At 67.8% G+C, this 21,809-nt stretch carries 12 protein-coding genes and 1 pseudogene; 6 read left to right on the plus strand and 7 right to left on the minus strand.

Translation table 11 applies throughout. The features are described 5' to 3' along the window. The first annotated feature begins 30 nt into the window (after window positions 1–30). A complete protein-coding gene (locus tag OG496_RS40945) occupies window positions 31–1,227 on the plus strand; it encodes a ricin-type beta-trefoil lectin domain protein (protein WP_405974437.1) in 1,197 nt (398 codons plus the stop codon). Window positions 1,228–1,327: 100 nt separating this feature from the next. Here OG496_RS40945 and OG496_RS40950 read toward each other — a convergent pair. Next, window positions 1,328–1,744 (minus strand): annotated as a pseudogene (locus tag OG496_RS40950) (hypothetical protein); the annotation flags it as partial. Between the two features lie 579 nt (window positions 1,745–2,323). Between OG496_RS40950 and OG496_RS40955 the strand changes: the two are divergent. Further along, window positions 2,324–3,070, plus strand: a complete 747-nt coding sequence (locus OG496_RS40955) for a DNA-methyltransferase (RefSeq protein ID WP_405974438.1) — start codon at window positions 2,324–2,326, stop codon at window positions 3,068–3,070. A 95-nt stretch (window positions 3,071–3,165) separates the two neighbouring features. Here OG496_RS40955 and OG496_RS40960 read toward each other — a convergent pair whose 3' ends face one another. Further along, window positions 3,166–4,107, minus strand: a complete 942-nt coding sequence (locus tag OG496_RS40960) for a transporter (RefSeq protein WP_405976812.1) — start codon at window positions 4,105–4,107, stop codon at window positions 3,166–3,168. A gap of 623 nt (window positions 4,108–4,730) precedes the next feature. On the opposite strand from OG496_RS40960, the gene OG496_RS40965 reads away from it, so the two are divergent. Both OG496_RS40965 and OG496_RS40970 read left to right on the plus strand, forming a co-directional pair. Then, window positions 4,731–5,027, plus strand: coding sequence for a hypothetical protein (locus OG496_RS40965; protein ID WP_405974439.1), 297 nt, complete (start codon window positions 4,731–4,733; stop codon window positions 5,025–5,027). A 46-nt stretch (window positions 5,028–5,073) separates the two neighbouring features. Continuing rightward, a protein-coding gene (locus OG496_RS40970) for an IS3 family transposase (protein WP_405974334.1) occupies window positions 5,074–6,236 on the plus strand; the annotation gives its coding sequence in 2 pieces (ribosomal slippage) (window positions 5,074–5,358 and window positions 5,361–6,236; 1,161 coding nt in all). A 218-nt stretch (window positions 6,237–6,454) separates the two neighbouring features. Here OG496_RS40970 and OG496_RS40975 read toward each other — a convergent pair. After that, complete coding sequence (locus tag OG496_RS40975; RefSeq protein ID WP_405974440.1) at window positions 6,455–6,751, minus strand: hypothetical protein; 297 nt, start codon at window positions 6,749–6,751, stop codon at window positions 6,455–6,457. Between the two features lie 193 nt (window positions 6,752–6,944). On the opposite strand from OG496_RS40975, the gene OG496_RS40980 reads away from it, so the two are divergent. Beyond that, entirely contained in the window at window positions 6,945–7,949 is a 1,005-nt protein-coding gene (locus OG496_RS40980; RefSeq protein WP_405974441.1) for a hypothetical protein, read from the plus strand. Window positions 7,950–7,955: 6 nt separating this feature from the next. Here the strand turns inward: OG496_RS40980 and OG496_RS40985 are convergent, their stop codons facing one another. The 4 genes from OG496_RS40985 to OG496_RS41000 form a co-directional block, all read right to left on the minus strand. Beyond that, the gene (locus OG496_RS40985; RefSeq protein ID WP_405974442.1) at window positions 7,956–9,806 is read right to left on the minus strand and encodes a sensor histidine kinase; all 1,851 of its coding nucleotides are present in this window, start codon (window positions 9,804–9,806) and stop codon (window positions 7,956–7,958) included. A 144-nt stretch (window positions 9,807–9,950) separates the two neighbouring features. Further along, window positions 9,951–10,544, minus strand: a complete 594-nt coding sequence (locus tag OG496_RS40990) for a hypothetical protein (protein ID WP_405974443.1) — start codon at window positions 10,542–10,544, stop codon at window positions 9,951–9,953. Continuing rightward, window positions 10,541–13,957, minus strand: coding sequence for a hypothetical protein (locus tag OG496_RS40995; RefSeq protein ID WP_405974444.1), 3,417 nt, complete (start codon window positions 13,955–13,957; stop codon window positions 10,541–10,543). The genes OG496_RS40990 and OG496_RS40995 overlap by 4 nt, the downstream gene beginning before the upstream one ends. A gap of 54 nt (window positions 13,958–14,011) precedes the next feature. Next, the gene (locus tag OG496_RS41000; protein ID WP_405974445.1) at window positions 14,012–17,704 is read right to left on the minus strand and encodes an AAA domain-containing protein; all 3,693 of its coding nucleotides are present in this window, start codon (window positions 17,702–17,704) and stop codon (window positions 14,012–14,014) included. A 2,443-nt stretch (window positions 17,705–20,147) separates the two neighbouring features. Here OG496_RS41000 and OG496_RS41005 point away from each other — a divergent pair. Beyond that, the gene (locus OG496_RS41005) at window positions 20,148–21,680 is read left to right on the plus strand and encodes a glycosyltransferase family 39 protein (RefSeq protein WP_405974446.1); all 1,533 of its coding nucleotides are present in this window, start codon (window positions 20,148–20,150) and stop codon (window positions 21,678–21,680) included. Window positions 21,681–21,809: the final 129 nt, after the last annotated feature.

Genomic DNA, 21,809 nt, shown 5'->3' on the forward strand with positions numbered 1-21,809 from the left:
TCACCCGATCACCTTTCTGGAAGGACCAGCATGTCCGGCAAGAACAGCCCGCAGCACCAGGCAGCGACGGGCGGGACGGAGCCCGCCGCGGCCCCGGACACCACCGCGGGCGGCGCCCCCGAGACCGAGGCGGCGGCACTCCCGCCGACCAGCGGAGAGGCGACGGCCGCCCGCACCGGCGGCGACCCGGAGACCGCGGCGCAGGCGGAAGCGGCGCTGACGCCTCCCGCGCAGCCCGCCGCCGCGGCCCAACTCCCCACCGCGGAAGCCGCCGTGGGCACCGACGAGGGCGCAACGTCCGAAGCCGCCCCCGACACCCACGCCGACCCCGACCAGGGCCCCGACGCCCTGGCCGCATCCGCGACAGCTGAGGCCACCAGCGGATCGGGCTCGGACACCGGCGAGGACTCCGCCGCTGCGGCCCCCGCCTTCGGCCGCCCCTCCCGAGGGCTGCTCGCCGGAGCCGCGATAGCTGGCGCGCTGCTGATCGGCGTACCGTTCCTGGTGTCCGGTCTGCTCGGCAGGTCGAGCTCGGACTCGAAGCCGTCGGACCAAGTGGCCGACGCCGGAACCGTGTTGAACGGACAGACGACGGACAGCGGTGCCGGCGCCTACGGTTCGGCCAGCCCGGACCCGACCTCGCCGAAGGCGACCCCTTCGCACCCGAGCGGCGGCAAGAACACGGTGAAGAAGGGCGCGGGGGCGGCGGCCGCCGGTGCCGGTTCCGGTGCCGGAGTGATCGCGGGCAGTTCCGCCGAGGCCCCCAAGAAGGCGTCCTCCGGCGGGGGTTCGAAGAAGACGACCACGACCAAGGTCACGGCCACCAAGACGGTGGTCGCCGCGCCCGGCACCACCATCTACGGCCACGCCTCCAACAAGTGCATCGAGATGGTGGGTCACAAGGGCGCCGACGGTTCGCCGCTGCAGATCAACAGCTGCACCGGCAAGAACTGGCAGAAGTGGGACTTCCGTTCGGACGGCACGATCCGCTCGATGGGCCTGTGCATGGACGTCGCCTGGGGCTCGTCGGCGAACGGCGCGGTGATCCAGATCGCGGTGTGCAGCGGCAACCCGGCCCAGCAGTTCCGCCTCAACTCCAGCAACGACCTGGTCAATCCGCAGTCCAACAAGTGCGTGGACGTCAAGGACCAGAAGACCGCCAACGGCACCCGGCTCCAGCTCTGGGACTGCAACGGCCAGGACAACCAGAAGTGGAGCACCCGCTGAACACGGCGGTGCCGCCGCACCCGTGACGGCACGGCGGCACCCTGGACACCCCGGACATCCAACTCCCGCCCGGATGCCCCGTATCGGAGCGGAGCTAGATGTCGAGGATCTCGTTGGCGGTGCCCCAGCCCTGCGACGGACGCTGCTGGAACAGCCCCAGCGAATCGCGGTCGCCGTAGGTGAGGTTGCGCAGGCGGCTCTCCTGAAGGGCGGTCACCAGGGCCACGATCTGCCCGCGGGCCGGGATGTTCATGGCGACGCCGGTGGCCTGGATCGTCTTGGCGTTGGGCACCTGCTCGGTCGGATCGTCCAGCCCCGGCACGGAGACGGTCTCCTTGGTGTCGCCGTCCAGGATCGCCTTCACCTGAGCGGCAACGGCCGAGGTGTGCACAGCCTGTGCGCCGCCGGTCGAGCAGGAGGCCGACGCCGTTCCGGCGCCGACGGCGAGGATCGGAACGGTCAGCAGCAGCGAACCGGACCCGATGAGACCGACGACGGTCCCGGTGGTCTTCTTCATCATCGCTGCCGTTCACCGAGACGGTGATGTCGGCCGGGCCGTGGTGCTGGGTCGGGACGCGGGGGTATCAGGGCATGCTGCATCGCAGCGGCTCCTCGTGGTTCGCAGGAGGCGCGGTGCCGACTTCTCGTGCAAGGCCGTCGGCACCGCGCCGATGTGAATCCGCCTCTCAGGGCGGGCCCGGGTCAGGGGAGTTGGTAGCTCCCGGACGCCGGTCTCGGGTCACGCGCGGCAGCCAGCCGCACTCGTAATCTCAGCCAGTACACGCGGTCTCCTCACGGCTTCCGAAACGCAGGGGTCAACTCGCCTTCCGGGCAGCTCTGTTGGACGAGATGGCACGGAAAAGCACAGGTCATCAGGGATGGAGGGAGGCTCCGTCCCTATGACTTGGCGAGACAGTAGATGGGGATTCCGGCCGCACCAAACAGCTCCCAGGCCCGGATCCGGAGCAGGGAGTGGTGCGTTGGGTGCGGCCGGAAATCGCGGCTACTGTCCGGCGCAACCCCGCCCCGGACGACCGCTGTTGGGCGCTGTCCGGAGTGGGTCGAGTCCCGTCGTGTCCTGAAAGAGGCCCCGCGCATGAGCTACACGCTGCACCGAGGCGACGCCCTCACCGTGCTGAAGACCCTCCCGGACGAGAGCGTCAACGCCGTCATTACCGACCCTCCGTACAACTCCGGCGGTCGCACGAGTTCGGACCGCACCGGCCGTACGGCGCGCGTCAAGTACGTCACCAGCAACAGCGCCCACGACCTGCAGAACTTCCCCGGAGAAAACCGCGACCAGCGCTCGTACCGGAGCTGGCTGACCGCCCTGCTCACTGAGGCGTACCGGGCCTCCACCGAGCACGCGGTCGCCGTCGTCTTCTCGGACTGGCGCCAGGAGCCGACCACGTCCGACGCCCTGCAGATGGCCGGCTGGACCTGGAGCGGCACCATCCCGTGGATCAAGCCCGCCAGCCGGCCTCGCAAGGGCGGGTTCAAGCAGTCGGCCGAGTTCATCACCTGGGGCGTGAAGGGCAGCCTGGCCAAGGATCAGGACCTGTACCTGCCCGGCCACTTCATCGCCTCCCAGCCCCGCAAGGACCGGGTGCACATCACCCAGAAGCCGGTCGAGATCATGCAGCAGCTTGTGCAGATCTGCCCCGAGGGCGGCACTGTCCTTGACCCGTTCACCGGCAGCGGCTCCACAGGCGTCGCCGCCCTGCGCGAGGGCCGACGGTTCGTGGGGGTCGAGTTGTCATCGCACTACGCTGACGTCGCTGAACAGCGACTCCAACGCGCTCTGATCCAGGACGACTTCGTACTTGCCGGGCCCGAAGAATGAGACCAGACCATGCTAGACCGCCATTCTTGAAGGCACGCAAAACGGGGGCCGGTGTGCATCGGAACTGCGATGCAGACCGGCCCCGGTAATCTGGGTCAGCGGCCTTCGACGCTTCGCCGGACGAGGTAGTCGGCTCTCGCCAGGTCCCCGTGTGACCGGATCCGCAGCTCCAGCGGGCCAGTTCCCAGACAACCGATCTTGCGTACGTCCCGGGCGAAGCCTTCGACCAGTTCGACCGTGTCGGGATCGACCGCAAGCCGGACCACGAGGATGTGGCTGCGCGGCTGGAAGCGGATGGTCGCGACGTTCTTGATCCGACGGTAGGCGACGTAGTGCAGCTGGAATTCCTTCTGCACATCAGCATGGGAGATCAGCATCGCGTCGAGATCGGCGTACAAGTCCCGCAGAGACTGAGGCGACTCGTCGTGGAACTGCCGGACCGACTTGACCACCGAACCGCCACCCTCAGAACCCTGTGAGGGCGCACTCCTGTTCGCGGGCGTGCTCGGTGTCCGGGACGGTGCCGCGGAGCCGGTTACGGAGGCGACCAGTTGCAGAGCCAGCAGGCCCCCGCCGAAGTCCCGGTAGCTCACGAGATCGATCCGGCGGCCGATCTCCTCCAGCGCGTTCGTGTCGTGCGACGTGAAATCCCCGGCGATGCACACCAGACGCGGATTGCTCCAGTCGACCGAGCCAGCCGCCTCGTCGCCCAGCCGCTCCTTCACCAGGCTTTCGAACTCATGCCGGTGATCTCGCAACCACGACAGGTACGACAGCGCCTGAGTGATCACCGCCTTACCATTCGAACGCTTGTACTCCACGATTACCGGGTTGCCGCTCTCGTCCAGGCCGAGGGAGTCGATCCGCCCACGGTGCCACGAACCGGTGCCGTACTCGGACGCCAGGAACCGGATCCCGAGCATCGCTTCCATGTTCTGCTCGATCAACGTCTGCAGGTGACGCTCCAACGCCACTGCCGCTCCCGGGATCTCGGCAGCCTGGCCGCTAGCGACCCGGAAGAGTTTCAGATCGTTCACCGGCTCCAGCCTCCCTTCGTAATTGGTGTCCGAAACAGGCCAATCGATCAGCTGCGGCATGTATTCCAGGTCTGTCCACGGCAACTGATCTGGCGCACGTTCTCCGGTTGCGGTGCTGAGCAGGTAATGACCGTGAAAATCCAACAGGCTGGTAGACAAAGCTGGGTCCAGCAGGGCGTTGATCAGCCCGATCCTCGGCGGTGATGGCGACCTCTGAACTACAAGGAGCCCTATCGGCACCAGGCCGTGCTGGTGCGCCAGTCGGACAGGGTGGTCGCCTCTCCGGAGTCTGGCCTCCATCCGATGATGGATGGGGAGTGGTGTCGCCGCCCATGGCGCAGAATCGCCCCCCTCCCCCCGGCCAGGACGGTGTCGTACTCGGCGATCATGCACAGCTTCTACTCCGGGGAGAAGCAGCGACGGGTCGCGCTCGGGGCCGGGTCCGTGGACTCGGCTAGGGGCCGTTCGTGCTGGTCATCTGAGCGAGGATCCTCTCTCACCCAGGACGGACAACCCGGTAACCGGGTATCACACCACAGACTGACAGGAAGAGCAGCGGATACTCGAGACAGCAACTGACTGGCCTGGCGCACACGTCCTGTTTCTTCAGCCATGATGCTCACATGGCCACCATCCAGTCAGCAGCCGAGATCGCACCGCTTCTGGAGCGACTCAAGGGGAAGAAGATCGCTACGCTCCAGGTGCTCGGCATCAACTCGCTCAAGTCCGTTTCACCTCTTCCAGAGGCACTCGTGGGGGAGGAGGTGACAGAGGTGGACGTCGTTGAGCGCATCATCAACATGCGCACGGCTGGCCACCGCATCTCGTTCGATCTGCAGCGTACGGGCCGGGTCGTAATGCTCGAATCTGCCGAGCCCTACCAGCATGTTGCCGGGAGGGTCTGCTGCACGATCGGGTGACATCTGAACTGGCTTGCCCTGTGGGGCGGGTGGGAAGGATGTCGCTGTGCCCAAGCCTTATCCGCAAGAGTTCCGCGAGGACGTCGTGCGGGTCGCGAGGAACCGCGGCCCGGGCGTGACGGTCGAGCAGGTGGCCGCCGACTTCGGAGTGCACGCGATGACGCTGTGGAAATGGATGCGCCGCGCGGACATCGACGACGGGACCAAGCCCGGAACGACCAGCCAGGACAACGCGGAACTACGGGAAGCGCGTCGGCGGATCAAGTTGCTGGAGCAGGAGAACGAGGTCCTGCGCCGGGCCGCGGCCTACCTGTCGCAGGCTCATCTGCCGGGAAAAGGGTCTACCCGCTCGTGAAAGAGCTGGCCACGGGCGGAATTCCCGTCACGGTCACGTGCAGGGTCCTGAAACTCGCCCGCCAGCCCTACTACCGCTGGCTCGAACGTCCCGTGACCGATGCCGAGTTCGAGCAAGCCTCACGCGCGAACGCGTTGTTCGACGCCCACCGCGAGGATCCGGAGTTCGGCTACCGGTTCCTGGCCGACGAAGCCCGCAGTGCGGGATCCGGCATGGCCGACCGGACCGCGTGGCGGATCTGCCGGGACAACAACTGGTGGAGCGTGTTCGGCAAGAAGCGCGGCACTACCAAGAAGGCCGGCCCGCCGGTGCACGACGACCTGGTCCGCCGTGACTTCACCGCGGATGGCCCGAACCGGTTGTGGCTCACCGACATCACCGAACACGCCACCGCCGAAGGCAAGTTGTATCTCTGCGCGATCAAGGACGTCTTCAGCAGGAGGATCGTCGGCTACTCGATCGACACGCGGATGAAGTCCCGCCTGGCCGTCACAGCCCTCAACAACGCCGTTGCCCGGCGTGGACACGTCGACGGGTGCATTCTGCACAGCGATCGCGGATCGCAGTTCCGCTCCCGGAAGTTCGTCCGGGCCCTCGACCACCACCGGATGGCCGGCTCGATAGGGAGGGTCGGCGCGGCAGGCGACAACGCGGCCATGGAGTCCTTCTTCAGCCTGCTGCAGAAGAACGTCCTCGACCGCCGATCGTGGGCCACCCGCGAGGAACTGCGCATCGCGATCGTGACCTGGATCGAGAGGACCTACCACCGGCGCCGCAGACAAGCCGCACTCGGCCGCCTGACCCCCATCGAATTCGAGACCGTCATGACCACACCGGCCCTCCAGGCCGCGTGACCGAACCTGTCACCCAAACCTGCACCAGACCCGGGCGTTGGGTGCTGGCCGAGCCTGTGATCATGTCCTGGAGGGCCGCCCGGGCCGCGCCCCAAGATCTCCTGATGCTCTTTGGTCCTGGCACCCGCCTAATCAAGGTCTGACGACCATGCGACGGTCGGACTGACCATGCCGGGACCCCGGAGGGCTCCGAGCCCTCCGGGGCGTGTGCTGGCCGGTCACTTGGCTCGCCGCCTGCGCCGCTTCCGGGAGACGGAGGCTTCGGGCGACTCAGGGGATTCAGCGGGGGCGGACTGCTGGCCGAGGAAGAGCATGCAGGCGAATTTCAGTACGTCGCTGCGCACGCCGTCGCTCTTGCGGGAGAACCACTCCAGGACGAGCAACTTGAGTAGTAGAGCGGCGACGAGGACGGCGGCGCCGGTGGCGAGGGTCTGGAGCGGAGAGAGACCGGCGAAGTGGGCGGTGAGGGAGCCGGTGCCGACGGCGGCGCAGGTCTTCACGGAGATGGCGGGCATGAGGGATTCACTCCTGGGGAGGGTGGGCGGCCGGTTGAGACCGTCGGGCTGTTTGCCCGTGCCCCCAGAGAACCGAGGTTTTCTCAGGTGATCCACGAGCCTCGTTCTGAGTCCAAACTCACGTCCGCCTGACCATTGGTGAGTTGCATTCAGATTGAGTTTAGACATGGTTCCCCAGCGCTAGCATGAGGCCATGGGGGACGGAGTTCCGGAGCAGGACAGACCGTACGTCGCCGCACTCGGCGAACTGATCGTGGAGAGCCGTACCGGGGGACGTACGCCGCTCGGCGGGGTGGAAGCGGCCATTCTGCTGCGGCTGTTGTTCATGCAGGGGCAACTGGTGTCCTCCGAGAGCATCAGGGGGATGCTGCCGCGTGGTGGAAACTCCAGTGCCGTGTACACGCACGTCAGCAGGGTGAAAGGGCTCCTCAAGGAGCATGGCGTCGAGATCCCCAGGTCGGCTTCGGGCGGCTACCGGCTGCCGAAAGACCTGCTCCGGCTGGATGTGCTCGAATTCCCTAAGCAGTTGGCGGAGTTGGGAGAGCCCGCGGACGCCGTCGAGGTGGCGCGCCTGCTGGCGCAGTGGCGCGGGGATCCACTGCGGGTTCACCCCACGGTCGATTCCAGGCACTGGAACACGGCGTTCACCGCACGGCGTCAGCTGATGGCCAGAGTGTCTGAGCTGTTCCAAGAGGGCGTAGAGGTGAAGGGCTGGGTCACGTTCGCGGACCGGTTCAGCGACGACCCGGCGGTGAAGGCGGCGGATATCCTACACCCGGGTCAGCGGGGGGCGCCGAGGCGGCGGCTTCTGATCGTGGAGGACGATAGACAGATGTGCCAGTCGCTGCAGACGCTGTTCGGAGACTGCGACACGATCGTGGTCCACGACCTCAAGGAATACCACCGGCTCATGGGGGGCAACCCACCGCAGTTCCACGGCGCATTGGTCGACCGCCATCTCACCGATCGCAACGATGACCACCACGGCTATGCCGCCCTGCTCGATCTCAAGAGCCGCGGGATACCCCGGATACTGATCACCGCGTACTTCCCTGCCGGCGATGTGCAGGCGAACTACCGCAATCTCACTGGGCGTTTCGGGCTGTCCGGCATTTGCACGAAGGCGAGGCCGGGTGTCGGAGGCTTCGACACCCTCGCGGTCCGGGAGGCGGTCGACCGCATGCTGGGCAGGGGTTGAGCTCCTTCATCGCTGCGGCGGGGTCTCGGTCACTGGCAGTTCGATACGTACGTGGGCTCCGCGCAGGTCCCGCGAGCGCGCAAGGAACACCAGTGTGCCGTTGTGGGCGACGATGAAGTTCCGCGCGAAGGTAACCCCTCGACCGCTCCCCTTGGGCGTAACCGGAGGCGGGCCGCTCACCGTGCCGTTGAGGAACGGAAGCCAGTTCTCGGGCACCCCCGGCCCGCTGTCCTCGATGTCGACCCGGGCCACGGGCCCGCCGACGCCCTCGCGTCCGCGCGGCAGCAGGCTGAGGGTCACCCGGATCCTGCCCTCGGGCCCGATTTCCCGGAGCGCGTTGTCCAGGAGATTGGCCACAGCCATCTTCAGCAGCTGGTGGCTGGCCCAGACGACCACTTCCTGATCGGTGTCCGGGAGGAAGTCGACAACGACGTTCGCCGGTGCCTCGGTGAGCAGGCCAAGACAATGACTCTGCAACTCTGCGCGCAGGTCCAGCGGTTCCTTCGTGTGCAGGTCGCCGTACAGCCACTGGGGGTCACGGGCCCGTGCCTCGGCCTGCTGGCCCTCTTCAAGGGCTCGCAGCGCGCCCTGTGCCTCGACGCGAGCCTGCTCCGAAAGATCTTCGCGCTCCAGCATTCGCCTGATGGCGTCGGTGGCTCCGGTCGTTCGGTTCACTGCGGTGTGCGTGTACGACTCGCGCACCTCCAGCAGGCCGAGCACCGCGCTCTCCTCGCTGCGGTCCCGGCGGTCGTACAACTCCCGCAAGTCCTGGTCGAGGCGGGACTCGACACGGCGCGGGTCGGGGCCGATGAGGAGGGCCGCCAGACCAGGACCGTTCCAGCGGTAGCTGCGGTCGCCCGGTTCCTGGCGTAGAAAGCCGGCCGCGGCAACCCGGGACAGCGCGGCCTTCAGCTCCATGGGCGGGCTTCCGGCACCGGGGGCGGACGAGCCGAGGACCGACGCGATGCCCTCCGCCGAGAGTGTCAACTCCGGGTCGTCGCGGATGAGCAGCAGTACCGCGCGCAGGGCGGCAGCCGCCTCACGGTCAGAACCGAGGAAGGACCGGTCCACCACCGAGTCGTGGAAGGCGGCCTGCGCCTCGGGGTCGGCACGCCATTCCTGCAACGCCTCGGACGTCAGCTCGAAGGGCCGGTCCGTGTCCGGGAGCAGTCCGGCTAGGGCCGCGCGCAGCGCCACCGGGTGGCCGTCGGTGTCGTACAGGAGCATGTCCACCACAGCGTCGGTGTAGCGGACGCCGAGAAGGTCCAGCCACCAGGCGAGGTCCTCGTGCTCCTCGTGGGGATGGGCCGCAGGTCCGGAGCGGTCGTCCGGCAGCGGCTGCCGACCAACAACATCCACGACCCGCAGTCCCCTGCCCATGGCGCGCAGCAGGTTGACCGTACGGTGGCTCCGAGGGGTGGCCACGCCACGGCGGTCCGGGGCGGCAAGCTGGAGCACCGTACGGGCGTCGAGCACCGCCACGCCGGGCGGGCTGAGTTTCCGTTGCGTCGCCGCCTGCATGCGCAGCACCAGCCAGGCCGCGGGCCGGTCTTTCTCCGGGACCTCGGGCTCCCGGCCGTCCGGGCAGACATACAGCCGGAGCTTGCGGGGCAGGGCGAGTTGGGGGATACGCTGGTAGTCGGCCACGCCGGAGAGCCAAGTGACAAAACCACCACCGTATTCCTCCACCTGATGCCGGGCGGCGTCGGCACCCAGGTGAGTGTCCAGGGCATTGGCGAAGGTCCGTACATTCTCGGCGGACACGTTGCGGTACAGCTCGGCCAGTGCCTTGATCAGGGCGGTACCCGACTCGTCGTCCGGCCGCCATTGGCTGGTGAACTCCGGGCGTGTGCTCACCGATCCGCCGTACCACGCCAGCGCGTCACGCAACGGCACATCCGCCCAGGGCCAGGTCCGCTGGCCGGGGACGGTGAGCGGACCGCCGACGGCGTCCGGGGAGGGGCCGGCATCCAGGAGCCTCTCCGCGGCGGCGAGTTCGCCCTAGGCCCGGCAGTTCCGGACCGACTGCTCCCAGTCGTCGCGGGCGGGCCCTGGCGTGTCCGACCCCGCCTCGGCCCAGCCCTCTTCTTCCAGGGCTGCGGTGAGCCGGTCCTCGAGGTCGGCGACCCGGCGTTTCTCGGCGATCTTCAGGTGATCTTCCCACCTGTCCAGGTTGGCGTCGGCATCGATCGAACGGATCTCCACGAGGGACTCCAGACCATCCGGGGGCCGGTCGGTCAGGCCCGCGCGGACAGCACGCCGGGTAAGCCGGTCGAGGCGGCGGCCGAGCCGGGCCTTGGCCTCGGCGACAGCCGCCTCTGTGGCGGCCTCCGTCTCGGTCCAGCCCGGCATCTCCCGGGCCGCCGCGAACTCGCCCCGCTCGATCAACATCCGTGCCGCGTGCTCCGGCACGTCCACCGGGCGGGCCAGCCCATCGGCGATCGCGTCGGCCAACACGTCGGGGCCGAGTTCCGTCTCGTGGTCCGTACGACTTAGCAGGGCCAGTAGCTCCGGGTAGTGCCACCGGTCGGCCCAGCGGGTCACCAGGTCGCGCGAGACGGAGGGCGTGCCGGCCTGCTCCTGTTGTTCCGTCACTGGGTGCCTCCCCAGGCGGCGATGTCGGTCAGGCGGGAGAGCATGGCCCGGGCCAGGGAAGGCTCCGGGCCGTCCAGGTCTTCCGCCGCGGCCACCATCCGGGGCAGCAGTGAGGACAGTTCGCGAGCCACGGGCCCGAACTCGGCGAGTCTGCGGGTTTTGGCCGGGCTGTTCGCGTCCAACAGCGCCACGAGGTCGGCGGCACCCTCGGCGACCTCGGCGAGCCGGGCCACGAAGTTGAGCCGCTGTTTGTTGACCATCAGCGGAAGGTCGTGAGCGGTTTCCACCGAGCGGGTGGCCCGGTCCAGGATCCGATCGATGTCGGAGGCTGGGTGCTCGGCAAGCCACTGGTATACGGCGTCCCCGTCCTCGGCGTCGAGCAGGCTTCTCAGGCGGCCGAACTCCCCATCGGGGCGGAAGAGCTGGGCATGGGTGCGGGTGCCGGACAGAAAGCGGAAGGTGACCTGGGCGGCGCGGCTGTGACGCCGGCTCAGCTCTTCCCACGCCTGAGCGACTTCCGTCCCGTGCCGGGCGCTGTCGGCCTGGGCCCGGAGGTCGGCCACGGGTACCGGGCCGAGCTTTCCGTTCCAGTGGTCCCGGCCGAGCCGGGAGAGCGCACGCCAGGGCTCGGTGAGGTGCTGCTCCAGCAGATCCAGGGCCTCCCCTGCAGCGCTCGCCCTGTCGACGGTCAGTACCTCGGCCACGCAGAGTGACACCAGGGCGGAGGCCTCGGCACGAGCCCACGGCTTGGATGCCTTCAGGGCTTCCTCCGCGGCCAGTGCAGCCTCCAGCATCGCCTCGTCGAAGTGTCGGTCGCCGCGAGCGGCGGTCACCAGCGCCAGCGGCAGGCGGGGTCTCGTGTGCTCCCCAGGGATCGCGGCCCGGAGCAACATGGCCTCGACGAACATCCCGCGCTCCCAGCAGTCGCGCATCAACCAGCGGCGCCATGTGCGGGCCTCTGTGCTCCCCGGCAGCTTTCCCGTCGCGTACGCAGCGGCCGGACGCAGCATGGGGCGGTACGCGTCATGCTGCCCGAGGGTGTCCAGCAGCGCCCACACGACGTCCGTTTCCTGTCCGATGAGCTGATCGACGCAGTCGCGAACAAGGCGTGCCACGACGGCCGGCTCGCCGGAGGATGCCTCCTTCGCCACAGAGTTGACCAGGCGCTGTGCCCGGCTGACCGCATCCGGTACGGCGGGCTCGGTCTTGGCGGCAGTCGACGCGCTGGGCTCTGCCGGGGTCGTGGCATCATGTTCCAGGGCCCCGTGAACGGCGTTGGCCAACTGGTCGGCGGTCCGCTGGTCGACCAGCCTGAGCCCGATCTCACTGGGGCGCCGGTGGGAGGCCCCGGGGGCCTGGCTACCGAGGGACAGCAGGTCGAAGCTGCCAACCAGGGCCTCGTCGTCGCTCACCATGACGCGGGCGTTGGTCGCCTGCTGGAGCACTCGCAGACCGTGCCCGTCGAAGTTCGCCTTCAGGGCGGTCAGCAGACGGCGTGGACTTTCAGTGATTCCGGTCGACTCGGTCCGCCGGCCGTGGGCGACGGTCACTTGCACCTCCGCCCGCAGCAGCTTGTCCAGAGCCGCAGAAGCGCGGGAGTCGAAGGCATCGGGACCGACACGGGCACCCGACAGCAGCAGGCGGAAGCGACTGTGGCGCAGAGCCTGCCACAGGGTCTCGCGATGGGCCCCGTCCACCTGTACCGCGGCCCAGGGCAGCGTGCGGGCCTCGAACTCCGTGCGCAGAGCGGCCACGTACTCGATCCAGGCCTGGCCCCACATCACCACCACGGCCTCGGAGGGCGGTGTGCTGTCGGGGGACGTGGCGGGCTCGGCGGGCAACTCGGGCAGCCGTGGCTGCCAGGCGACGAACGGTTCCTCCCGTGCCTCCTGCGTGGCTTCAGGGTCGGCGGCATCCGTGAAGTCGCTGTGCCGCGTGTTGACCTTCTGGCCGACCGAGTAGTCCGGCACCGCCGTTCTGGCCCAGCGCAGGAGCGCCTCCACAGGGTCGCAGGGGCCGGGGGTGGGCGCGTCGATCCGCACCCCGATCTGCCGGGCCCGATTCTGCCGATCCCGGCCTTCCTTGCCTTGCCGTGCCGGCGGCGGGCTCAGGAAGCGGTAGCCGGTGACCATGGCGGCGCGGTCGTCGCAGACCGCCAGGCAGGCGTGGGTACGGCTGGGGCGGTAGGTCCACACGAGCCTGCCGCGGCCCGCCCGTCGCAGGTCGTTGAGCAGGTTGCGGACCTTCTCCGGGAGCTCGTCGCCGTGCTTCTCTCCCCACAACAGGACCACGCGGACGCCTCTGAGCAGCGCCTGTCGTAGCTGATCGGAGATCTCGTAGAACGGTTCGTAGCCGATGGTGGGGCACGCCAGTACAATTTGCTCGCGCGCGGACGCGATCAGGTCGAGCAGGGTCTCACGGTGCTCGTCCGGGTCGGTCACGACGCGGGTGGCGACCTCTGAGGCGACCCGCAGCCGCAGCAGTTCGGTCACCTGGCGACTCTGCCTGGCCAGTTCGTTGTGCCGCGCCTGATACGTGCCAGGGGCGGATCCGGACACGTCGGCCGCCGCCTGCTCCAGGCGTTCCAGGGCTGTCCCCAGGGAGGGCGCCTCGATAAACTGGCTGTTCGCGGCCCGCCGGACCTGGGTGGCGAACGTGCTGTCTGGCAGGACCTCCAGGAGCTCGGCGATCCGGCTGAGGGCGCGCACCCGGCTCTCGGTGGGAAACGAGGGGTAGTCGGAGAAGAGCCGGATCTTCTCGGCGTCGTTGTCCCATCCCACGGTGATGCTCAGCGGCAGCCAGCGGCGCTGCGGGGGCGGGCGCAGCGCCGCCGGGACGATCTGGGCAGTGAGTACCCGTTGCTCCCGGGCCTGCGTGTACTGGCGGCGCTCCTGACGGCGTTCCTGGCGCAGGTGTTCGTGCAGGGCGTCGGCCAGCTCGGCCTGGGTGAACGTCTCATCGGCGGCCCACTGATCGAGCACGGGGACGACGGGGTGCCCCTCCTGCGGGCGGGTGTAGCCGTTGACGGGCATCAAGGTGCCGGTGAGCGAGTCGACCATGAGGGGGTACTCGGCGCTGTGCACTTCGGCGCCTGCGAGTTCGTGCAGCGTCCCCTGGGCCGCACGGCGCCGGACGTGGTCAGCGGGCCGTACGACACCCCGGGTGAGGTCCAGCGTGATGTAGTTCTTGTGCCACAGGTCGGAGATGATGTCCAGGGTGAGACGCTGGCCGAGGCCGAGGCTGCTGGCCAGTTCGGCGGCTCCGTAGACGGCTGGCTCGTCGAGGCCGTCAGCCTCGTAGAGGGTGAGTTTCCTCAGGACGATCTGCTCGATCGGGGAAACGAACCGACCGTAGCCGAGCGTGACCCGGACAGGCACCACCAGGCAAGGCACGCTGACTGTCAGATTGCCCATCGTTGTTCCTCCCCCGTGCCGCGTGCTTGGGCTATGCGGGCCGTGCCGTGCCGGTCAGTCACGGAAGGCCTGCCCTGCGGGCAGCACCCGGCCATGTCGCCGGAAGGCGTTGCAGACCCGCGGCCAGAACTCCACCCCGCTGTCGGCGAAGTGCTCGATGTCACCGACCATGATCAGCAGTCGTCGGGCGCGCGAGCACATCACGTTGACCAGATCGGGCTGGACTAGGTGTCCCAGGTTCTTCCACGGCTGGTCCCTGGCCTCGCTCCGGTTCCGGTCACGGACCAGGGAGACGATGACGACCTCGGCCTCCCGCCCCTGGTAGGCATGGACGGTGCGGACGAAGGGAGCAAGGTCGCTACGCGCGCGCAACAGATCGGTCTGGTGGCGGTAGGGGGTGAGTACGGCGAGGGCGTCGTGACCTATGCCGTCCCGGCGCGGCCGGGGGCGTGGGCTGAGCCTGGATACGAGCTCGGCCACGACTTCGACCTCGCCGCGGTTCTTCCAGGCGGGCTCGTCCTCGCAGCCGGTCAGCGCGTGCGTGTCCAGCCAGATCAAGGACGCGTCGCCCAGCCACTCCGGTGCGCTGTAGCCGTGCGGCTCGTCGGGTTTGCCGGTACGGATGAGCCCTTCACCTGCCGGGTCCGCGGGATCGGGGTAGAAGACCCGGCTGATCAGGTCACCGATCGGCCGGTTCATCCGGAACTGCGTGTTGAGCGTACGGACCGGCCGGGACAGGTACCCGTCACCTCGGTCGGTGTCGGCGGCCGGCACCTCGAAGAGGCTGCCGAACATGTTGAAGACGCGCAGGTATTCGGCGCTTCGGGAGCCGTGCAGCGCCAGCGCGGGATCGGGATGGTCGGCGGAGTCGTGCAGGAAGCGTTCGACGTCCTGCCTGCGATGCGCGGGGAGTTGGTGATGGTCGCCGATCAGCGTCCAGCGCAAGCCCTGAGAGAGCGGGATGGCGATCTCGGTCGGCCATGCCTTGGCGGCCTCCTCGATCAGAACCCAGTCGAACGGCTCGTCGTTGCTGATGATCGACATGTGTTCGGGGTCGGCTGATGAGCAGGTCGCGAAGACGAGGTTGGCGGACCGGCGGATACGGTCCGTGAGTTCGGGGACGGCGCCCTTGGACACGGCCTCCCAATCTTTGATCAGCTGATACTCCCGGCTGTCCCGGCCGGCCTCTTTCTGCTCCTTGGCGGCGTATTTCTGGAGAGCCTCGGAGCGGGCCTCTGCGAGTTCCGCCGGGCGGAAGGGACGCAGCCGGTCGTCGACGCGGTCGGCGGAGGAACTCGTGGTGACGCGCAGCGCGATGACGTCTCCCACGGTGAGGGCGTCGAGCGCATCGCTTTCCGGCTGGGCCTGCGGGGTCCCTCCGGCCTGCTCGTCGTCGTGCTCCGGGGCGAGCCGTTCCAGGATCCGGGCAGCGAGATTGTCCAAGGCCCAATTGGACTGCGCTGAGACCATCACGCGGGCGGCGGGCTCCTGCCGCAGGTAGGCGACGACGGCCCGCGCGGTCATCTCAGTCTTGCCCGTACCGGGCGGTCCCTGAAGGGCGAAGAACGGCTGCGACACCAGCATGTCGGTGACCACCTCGCCGCCGACTAGGCCGGCACCCGCGTCCTTCCAGCGTTCCGGCAGGCCCCTGATCGTCGTCGGATGCTGAAGTTGCTGGAGAAGTACCTTGTTGCCCAGCAGCTTCCACCGCGCGTGCAACTGGCGGCGGTACGCGACCACGCTCCCCAGGTCACCCGCGGGGCGGATCCAGCCCCGATCCGCAGGCCTGCCGCTGTCGGAGTGCAACCTGACCCGGATCGCCTGCTCGCCCAGTTGGTCGTCCAGGCTGACGAGGAACCGCCGATCGCGATGCCTGCGGGGAGCGCCGTTGCGGTCGTCCAGGACCTCGATGTCGCCGCCCTCCTCGGAGGCGAACGAGGCGAAGAAGTCGCCGAGGGGCGGCCTGAGCACCGGATCCTCGCAGTAGTGGCTCAGCATCGAGTTGCGGTACCTGCGGGCGTCGTCGCGTGCCGCGTCCAGCCGGAGCGTCAGATAGCGCCCTCCGTGGTCGTCCTTGTCGATCTCATAGGCGTACTCGCGCGCCTGGAGTTCCACTTCCTGGTAGCTCAGCAGCCAATCGAAGGCCTGCTCGTAGATCAGGTCGGTGGGCGAGTCGACCACCGCCCGGGCGATCGCGTCGATGAGCGGGGTCCACTTGGGCCGACCGGCCTGCTCCCTGGCGAACTCCGCGGGGTGGATGTTGTATGCGACGGCGTCGACGGAGGGGATGGTGCGGTGGAAGCGGGTCCGGTCGACGTCGTCCTTGATCGACCGGCCGGCGGAGCTGTCCAGCGCCACCGTGTACTTGATCACCAGGGTGTCCTCGCGGGGCGGCCCGAGCGCGGTGCCCAGCGCGCTGAAAGGCCGGTACCTCTGACAGAACCAGGCCGCCCGGGTGCCGATCAGCAGCAGCTGGGCCTCGCGCTTGGTCTCCTTGGCCCCCGGGGCGACGTAGGGCACGGCTCCGTGCGGAGCGTGTACCAGCCGTGCCCCGCACAGGTCCTGCTCGATGAGCTCGGCCAGCTCCCGGTGTCCCTCCTCGGTCTCCGGGTCGTGGGTCAGCCAGCCCCAGTGGTAGAGCGTGTGCCGGGACTCAGCGGGGAGGAAGGCCACCAGATAGGGCCGCTGGACGTCCGAGACCTCGGCCCAGTAGCCCGAGATCTCCTCGTAGTGGCGGCTGATCCGCTCCACGACCTCGTAGCTGGTGGGTCGCTGGGCGTGATGGTGGGCAAGCATGTCGGTGAGGAGTTCTCGGAGGGGGTCGGGAAGGTCGGGCTGGTCGTCGAGGGCCGCGCGCAGCGCCGCATGTCGCTTCAGTGCCCAGGCGAGCAGGTTCTCCTGCCCCGGACCGGACGGAGCAGCGGGACCGGGCTTCTCGGGCAGGAACCATTCCGCGACGGTGGCGCCCAGGCTGAAGACGTCGGAGCTGGCGTGGTCAGCGGGCTCGGTGCCCTGCTCGGGGAAGAGATAGGCGAGCCTCTCTGGTGCGCAGTAGGCCAGTGCTTCGGTGTCCTGACCCAGAAGCAGGCGGGTGACCTGCTCTGCGGTGTGCTCGGTGTCCATTTCAGTGGCCCGCAGCAGGTTGCCGATGAGGGCGCTCATCTCAAAGCGGGAGAGCCGCAGTTGCAGCCGCTCGGGGCCCACGGGCATGGAAGTGTCCTGATGGACGTCAATGCTGCCGGGCCACAGGTTCCGGTGAACGATTTTCTGACCGTGCAGGACGGATAACGCGTCTGACAGGAAGAAGAACTGCCGGACCGCCACAGCGTGCTGGATCCGCAGTTCGTCCAGCAGCCCCCCGTCCGCGAGACTGTCGACGGCGCCTTTGGTGACCACGTACGCGAAGCCGCTGACGTCGAAGCCGGTCGAGCGGGTCGCCTCGGCATCCCGGTAGCCGCCGGTGACGATCTCCGGCAGGGCGGGGTGGCGCAGCGCCGCCGCTCGCAGGAGCACACGGACTTCCTGCTCCCACAAGTGGCCTACGAAGTTGTCGAGACCTCGGTAGAGTTGGAGGGTGACTGGGAACTGACCCCCATCGATGAGGTCGTATCGGTGCAGCGCCCCGGCGATCAGTTCGTGGCCGCACTCGGCGACGCTCCGCCCCGCAGGGGTTCCGTAACGCCCGAGGGCGGTTTGGGGATCGCAGAAGAAGTACTCAACCAGCCGGTCCGTCTCCGCTGCAGCCACCAGGCCTCCCGCTCGCACCTAGGGGGTCTCCCGCCCATGCGGCCCCAAGCTCAATTCATAGCGCAAACCCAACGCTCGCAGCCCCCAGTTGACAAGAAGAGCGATGTTGGCGTGCCCTCTTACGCTGTCCCGGTCGCAACCCACTGAACGAGGGCGGGTGTGTCGACGACGGCTGAACCACGGTTCGGTCGATCCCCTCGACGAGACCGCTATGGATGTCCGTGCCGAACTGCCCCTCGGCTTCCCCCCCCAGGCGGCATCTCGGGCCGTCGAAGTAATGTGAAAAGGATGGCTTCGTGTAGCCCCTCTTGAAATGTGCTGCCGTTGCATTACGAAGCGCACCCGCGACAGGACGTGGGAAGGTTGTAGAGGGCTGACAAGGTGTTCTGTTTCGTCCCAACGATCGTGCCAGAGCCTTCGCTTGTTGCTCAGGGTGGCCTCGTTGGTCGCTCTACAAAAGCCCCCCGGTGGACAGACGCCTTTGGACGATGCGTCACGGGGTAGCAAGGGGCAACCTGCTAAACATGCTCTGATCAGGCAAAATGTCACTGGATAGCACGGCGAGGCACCAGTCAACACGATCGCTCATGGTCTCGTAATGCGTAGGTCTCGATACCTTCCCGCACCTGCGGGGGCCTCGACGGGTTTGACGTCGGCATGGGCAGTGTGTCTTCAATCGGTCTGGGATCGGCGTCATGGCCGTAGGCGTGGCCGTTGCGAGGAAGGCAGTCGCGTCTGTCGATGGTGCGGAATCAGGTGGTCCCGATTGACGCGTGCCGCGTTCGGACGGGGTGGCAGGCAGTGCGAACGGGCAGGAAGCGACTCGAGAAAGCGCTGCTCACACCCCTTGGAAGCCATCGCCGATCCGGGGACAACCTGGGGACTTTCGGGGACTTTCAAGCCTGTCCCAGGGACTTTTCGGGGATTTTCCGCCGAGTAAGCAGGGAAGGCCCTGACAGCGCTGAAAGACACGAACGCGCTGGTCAGGGCCTATTTCTTCAGCATTCGATGATGTTCACCGCAAGCCCCCCGCGCGCCGTCTCCTTGTACTTCACGAACATGTCGGCCGCCTCGACATCGGCGACCTGGGCTGGATCAACCAGCGCTCTGACGGAAACTCCGGCGGAACACGTCCGTGCCAGGACTGGGCGGGCAGCGGCTATGGCGAGGCCCCATCTGGGAAGCATCCGTGGAGGAACTCGCTGGCGGATGGCTTGTAGAGGTCCCACAGTGACCTCCGCTCGCCTCTCTGACCGGTCGACAGAATCGTCGGCAGCCTGGCGGCAGTCTCGCTGGCGGGCCGGTGAAAGCCCCGCCGGTGGACAGACGCCTTTGGACGGTGCATCACGGGGTGGCACGGGTCAACCTGTTGAACGTGCTCTGATCAGGCAGAACGTCACCAGGCAGCACGACGAGGCACCGCGCAACACGATCCCTCGTGGTATGGACTCGATCTGCGGCAGTCCAGGGACTATTCAGGGAGTTCTTTTTGAGGGTCGCCTAAAAGGTATCCGACGGTGCTTAAAATCCCGGCGGGAGTCGGATCTTTGGAGTCTGTGCAGGCATCTGATCGTTTGGTCGGGCCCCGCACGTGGAGTGCGTAGGTCGGAAGTCTTCCTGGGTTCGGTAAGGCGTTTCTGAGACCACGTATCAGCACTGACCTGTGGTTTCCTGGGGAGCATCTGATGTGTGAGTCAGTGCAGGTGAGCTGCGGGTTGGCCACCCGCGCAGCGGTGGCGCACGGCAGAAGGCTGAGGAGTTGCTGGTGGACGTCGTGCCCAGCCCCGGGTCTGTCACCGTCCGGCAACATGGAAGCCGATGTTCGTGACGGGCTGGTCGCCGGTTCGTCCCTTGCTCTCAACGGAACTGCCTGTTCAGCGTTTCGGAGGTCGAGAGCGTGCCGAGGGAGCTGGTGGTTCGGCGTCAGATGACGCCGAGACTCAGAACGACGGAAGCCCCGAAAGAACTGCAAGATCCTTCGTGACTTTTGGTATCACGGCGATGGACTGCAGCATTGGACCCAGCCAGTCCGTGGTGGCTTTTTGGTTCGTCACGGGTGGTTTCAACTACCTGTGGCAGGGTGAGGTCTTCCATTTCCTGTTCAACGCCTTCGGCGCGATCGACCCTTTTGTCTGGCTGGTGATTTGGTTTTCCAGTCGTGGATGTGGAAGGCCATCCATCGGGAGGCATCGGCGACACTATTGTGAAGAATGTGGCTCCACCTCTACCTCGCCCGGGCTGCCATCGCCCTGATCGCGTTCGTGCTGGGCTATGGGGCCGACCGATACGCCCTGAGCGAACGGCCGGCCCGGAGCCGATGTCCTTCGAGTCGGCCCTTCGCCATGTGTCCCTCGATATGGCTCGGATATATGACCGCCCCCGACGCTGTGCCCGGCGCACCAATGCAGGGCGTCCGAGGGGTGAGCCACCGGAGGCGCGGGTCATGAGTATGAGGACATCGGTGAGCGGTGCTCGGCAGGCGCGGTTTGCCGAGGCGGGTGGCGGTGATTCCGTTCCGCCGTTCGCCCGGCGAGCGGTCGTGTCGCTGGCCGGGGTGCTGACCCTGGTGTTGTTGGTGACCAGCGAGACCTTCCGTTACTCCGGTGACGAGCTGTACTACCTCGCGGCCGGACACCATCTCGCCTGGGGGTACGTCGACCAGCCGCCTCTGGTGCCGTTGCTGGCCCGCCTGATGGACGAGCTCGCGCCGGGGTCGGCGGTCGCGCTGCGGCTGCCTGCCACGCTGGCGGTGCCGGCGGCGGTGGTGGTCACCGCGCTGACCGCGCGGGAGTTCGGCGGAGGCCGACGGGCACAGCTGCTTGCCGGAGCGGCTTTCGCCCTCGCCCCGGTGGTTCTGACCAACAGTCACCACCTGGCCACCACCACGCTGGACATCTCCCTGTGGGCGGCGGTGACGTGGTTGCTGGTGCGCTGGATCCGTCTGCGCGACGACCGGCTGTGGCCGGTGATCGGTGTGCTGACCGCAGTGGCGTTGGCGGACAAATACCTGCTGCTGTCCTTCTGGGCCGTGGCCGCAGTGGCGCTGCTCGTCACGGGGCCGAAGGAGGTGTTCCGCCGGCCGCTGGTCTGGGCGGGGTCCACGATCGCGCTGCTCCCGGCGCTGCCGGGCCTGGTCTGGCAGGAGCGGCACGGGTTGCCGCAAGTCGCCATGGGCTCGGCGATCGCCGCCGAAGTCGCCCAGAACGGCGGCCGACCCGCCTTCCTGCCCCTACTGTTCCTGGCCACCGGTCTGGTCGGCGGCTTTCTGTTCTGCTCCGGGCTGTGGTGGCTGATGCGGTTGCCCGAGTACCGCCCGTACCGCTTGCTCGGCTGGTCGGTGTCGGCCCTGGCCGTGCTGCTGTGCGCCACGAACGGGCGGCCGTACTACCTTGCTGGGCTCTTTCCCGTGTGCTGGGCGGCGGCCGCGGTTCAGGTCGAGCGCCGACGGACGGCACGCTGGTGGAGGTGGGTTCCGACCTGGCCGACTCTGCTGGTGACCGTGCTGGTCTTCCTGAGGGGGTTGCTCCCACTGGACGTCGAGTGGCTCGGCGGGGCGGACCGCTATGTGCTGGCGCTGCGCGACTTCGACTGGCCCGGGCTGACCCGGGCGGTCGACGACACCTACCGGCGGCTGCCGGTCGCTGAGCGGCGCCATACCGTGGTGATCACCGACGACTACGGCCGGGCCGGCGTCCTCGCCCGGTACGGCCCGGAGTTCGGGCTGCCGAAGGTGTACAGCGGGAGTCGGGGCTACTGGTACTTCGGCACACCGCCCGAGGAGGCCAGGACCGTGATCTATGTCGGTCCGGTGCCCGAAGTGCTGCGCCGGCAGTGCGGCCGGCTGGAGCAGTCGGCGTCGTATGTCGACCCGATCGCCGTACCGGTACCGACCAAGGTCCCGCCGACCGTGATCTCGGTGTGCTCCGGGATACGGGCGCCGTGGGCGCAACTTTGGCCGGAACTGCGCCACCTCTGACCGGAAGAAGATGAAGGGAATGGTAGGTCGAGACCAGCCACCCTGCTGATTGGTCAAAGCTTGATCGAACACAGTCAAACTGGCTTCCGATTTTATCGTTCGCAGGCAACAATCAATCGTTCAGTGAAG

The sequence above is a fragment of the Streptomyces sp. NBC_00988 genome, assembly GCF_045162645.1.
Taxonomy (GTDB): domain Bacteria; phylum Actinomycetota; class Actinomycetes; order Streptomycetales; family Streptomycetaceae; genus Streptomyces.